1 tRNA gene and 2 rRNA genes are annotated in these 3,302 nt (G+C 54.1%); all 3 read left to right on the forward strand.

What is annotated here, in order from left to right:
- Nucleotides 1-94 precede the first annotated feature (94 nt).
- The 3 genes from L8F97_RS22235 (at nt 95) to L8F97_RS22245 (ending at nt 3,301) form a co-directional block, all read left to right on the forward strand.
- Nucleotides 95-2,886, forward strand: a 23S ribosomal RNA gene (locus L8F97_RS22235).
- Between the two features lie 147 nt (nt 2,887-3,033).
- Nucleotides 3,034-3,148, forward strand: a 5S ribosomal RNA gene (gene rrf, locus L8F97_RS22240).
- Nucleotides 3,149-3,224: 76 nt separating this feature from the next.
- A tRNA-Met gene (locus tag L8F97_RS22245) sits at nt 3,225-3,301 on the forward strand.
- The last annotated feature ends 1 nt before the right edge of the window (nt 3,302 follow it).

Genomic DNA, 3,302 nt, shown 5'->3' on the forward strand with positions numbered 1-3,302 from the left:
ATCATCCGCACCAAGATACTTTGGCGATGCTGCTCTGCCGAGTTTTGGTTGGTCGAAAGGCCAACCCAGCGTTGTCATTGGTGGTGCGGACTCTCAAGCGTGAGGTAAGGGCAATTCGTGGATGCCTTGGCGCATACAGGCGATGAAGGACGTGGCACGCTGCGATAAGCTGCGGTGAGGTGTGAGCAACCTTTGACCCGCAGATTTCCGAATGGGGAAACCCACCCATCCCGTTTAACTCTGCTGCGATGAAGATCGCAGTTGGGCTAAATGGTGTGAGGTATCATGAGACTGAATACATAGGTTTCGTGAAGCGAACCCGGCGAACTGAAACATCTCAGTAGCTGGAGGAAAAGACATCAACCGAGATTCCGTTAGTAGTGGCGAGCGAACGCGGACCAGGCCAGTGCCTGGAGTTCAACTAGCAGAACGGTTTGGAAAGACCGGCCATAGCGGGTGACAGCCCCGTATGCGAAAGTGAGACTTCAGGACTTGAGTAGGGCGGGACACGTGTAATCCTGTCTGAACATAGGGGGACCACCCTCTAAGCCTAAATACTCGTATGCGACCGATAGTGAACTAGTACCGTGAGGGAAAGGTGAAAAGCACCCCGATGAGGGGAGTGAAACAGTACCTGAAACGGATTGCCTACAAGCAGTTGGAGGGGTCTTGAGCCCTGACAGCGTACCTCTTGCATAATGGGTCTGTGACTTAATGTTTCAAGCAAGCTTAAGCCGTTAGGTGTAGGCGCAGCGAAAGCGAGTCTGAATAGGGCGACATAGTTTGAAGTATTAGACCCGAAACCCGGCGATCTAGGCATGACCAGGATGAAGGTGCAGTAACATGCACTGGAGGTCCGAACCGATTAACGTTGAAAAGTTACCGGATGAGTTGTGTTTAGGGGTGAAAGGCCAATCAAGCCGGGAAATAGCTGGTTCTCCGCGAAAACTATTGAGGTAGTGCCTCGGATGGACACCCTAGGGGGTAGAGCACTGGATGGATGCGGGGGTCGCGAGACCTACCAACTCTAACCAAACTCCGAATACCTAGGAGTGATATCCGGGAGACAGACGGCGGGTGCTAAGGTCCGTCGTCAAAAGGGAAACAGCCCTGACCTACAGCTAAGGTCCCCAAGTCATCACTAAGTGGGAAAGCATGTGGAACTTCCAAAACAACCAGGAGGTTGGCTTAGAAGCAGCCATCCTTTAAAGAAAGCGTAACAGCTCACTGGTCTAAACAAGAGGTTCTGCGGCGAAGATGTAACGGGGCTAAAGTGATGCACCGAAGCTTAGGGTGTGGATTTATCCACGCGGTAGCGGAGCGTTCCGTACGCCTGTGAAGCGGTCTGGTAATGGACCGTGGAGGTATCGGAAGTGCGAATGCAGACATGAGTAGCGATAAAGAGGGTGAGATGCCCTCTCGCCGAAAGACCAAGGGTTCCTGCGCAAGGCTAATCCGCGCAGGGTGAGCCGGCCCCTAAGACGAGCCCGAAGGGGGTAGTCGATGGGAACCACGTTAATATTCGTGGGCCTGGTGGTGTGTGACGGATCTCGTGTGTTGTTCTCCCTTATTGGATTGGGAGGGCTTCGAAGAGGTTCCAGGAAATAGCCCCACCGTATAGACCGTACCCGAAACCGACACAGGTGGTCAGGTAGAGTATACCAAGGCGCTTGAGAGAAGTGTCCTGAAGGAACTCGGCAAATTGCCTCCGTACCTTCGGAAGAAGGAGGCCCTCACTATGCGCAAGCACTTTGAGGGGGCACAGGCCAGGGGGTAGCGACTGTTTAGCAAAAACACAGGGCTCTGCTAAGTCGGCTTCAAGACGACGTATAGGGCCTGACGCCTGCCCGGTGCCTGAAGGTTAAGTGGAGGAGTGCAAGCTCTGAAATGAAGCCCAGGTAAACGGCGGCCGTAACTATAACGGTCCTAAGGTAGCGAAATTCCTTGTCGGGTAAGTTCCGACCTGCACGAATGGCGTAACGACTTCCCCACTGTCTCCAGGACATGCTCAGCGAAATTGAATTCCCCGTGAAGATGCGGGGTTCCCGCGGTTAGACGGAAAGACCCCGTGCACCTTTACTGCAGCTTCAGAGTGGCATTAGGAAAGAACTGTGTAGCATAGGTGGGAGGCTTTGAAGCGTTGGCGCCAGCTGACGTGGAGCCATAGGTGAAATACCACCCTGTTGTTTTCTGATGTCTAACCTGCACCCGTGAAACCGGGTGAGGGACCCTCTGTGGCGGGTAGTTTGACTGGGGCGGTCGCCTCCTAAAGAGTAACGGAGGCGCGCGATGGTGGGCTCAGGACGGTTGGAAACCGTCTGTTAGAGTGCAATGGCATAAGCCCGCCTGACTGCGAGACTGACAAGTCGAGCAGAGACGAAAGTCGGTCATAGTGATCCGGTGGTCCCTCGTGGAAGGGCCATCGCTCAACGGATAAAAGGTACGCCGGGGATAACAGGCTGATAACCCCCAAGAGCTCATATCGACGGGGTTGTTTGGCACCTCGATGTCGGCTCATCACATCCTGGGGCTGGAGCAGGTCCCAAGGGTTTGGCTGTTCGCCAATTAAAGTGGTACGTGAGCTGGGTTCAGAACGTCGCGAGACAGTTTGGTCCCTATCTGCCGTGGGCGTCGAAATTTGAGAGGAGTTGACCCTAGTACGAGAGGACCGGGTTGAACGTACCTCTGGTGTACCTGTCGTCGTGCCAACGGCGCAGCAGGGTAGCTATGTACGGACGGGATAACCGCTGAAAGCATCTAAGCGGGAAGCCTCCCTCGAGATAAGATTTCATAGAGCCGTGAAAGACCATCACGTTGATAGATCGGATGTAGAAGTGCGGTAACGCATGGAGCTAACCGATACTAATTGCTCTATTCGCGCTTGAGAGTCCCACCATCAATGACAACCCTGGGTCACACCAGCAGCGTCAGACGATTGGCGGATGATCAAATGCAAACGCCTGATACAAACTCCCAATACGTGCACGGTATCGATTTTAAACCCGAACACATTCTCGCGCACCGGCTCCATTGCCTGGTGGCTATAGCGTCTGTGCCCCACCCGATCCCATCCCGAACTCGGCCGTGAAACCAGCCTGCGCCAATGGTACTATCGCTTAAGCGATGGAAGAGTAGGTCGTCGCCAGGCATTGAAGCCCGTGCGCGAGAATAAAATTCGAACACAGAACCCATTCACATGTCTCCCCCAAAAGGGATATCCTTGGCGCGGGGTGGAGCAGCCCGGTAGCTCGTCAGGCTCATAACCTGAAGGTCACAGGTTCAAATCCTGTCCCCGCAACCAA

It is taken from the genome of Sphingomonas sp. BAUL-RG-20F-R05-02, assembly GCF_022662305.1.
Classification (GTDB): Bacteria; Pseudomonadota; Alphaproteobacteria; order Sphingomonadales; family Sphingomonadaceae; genus Sphingomonas.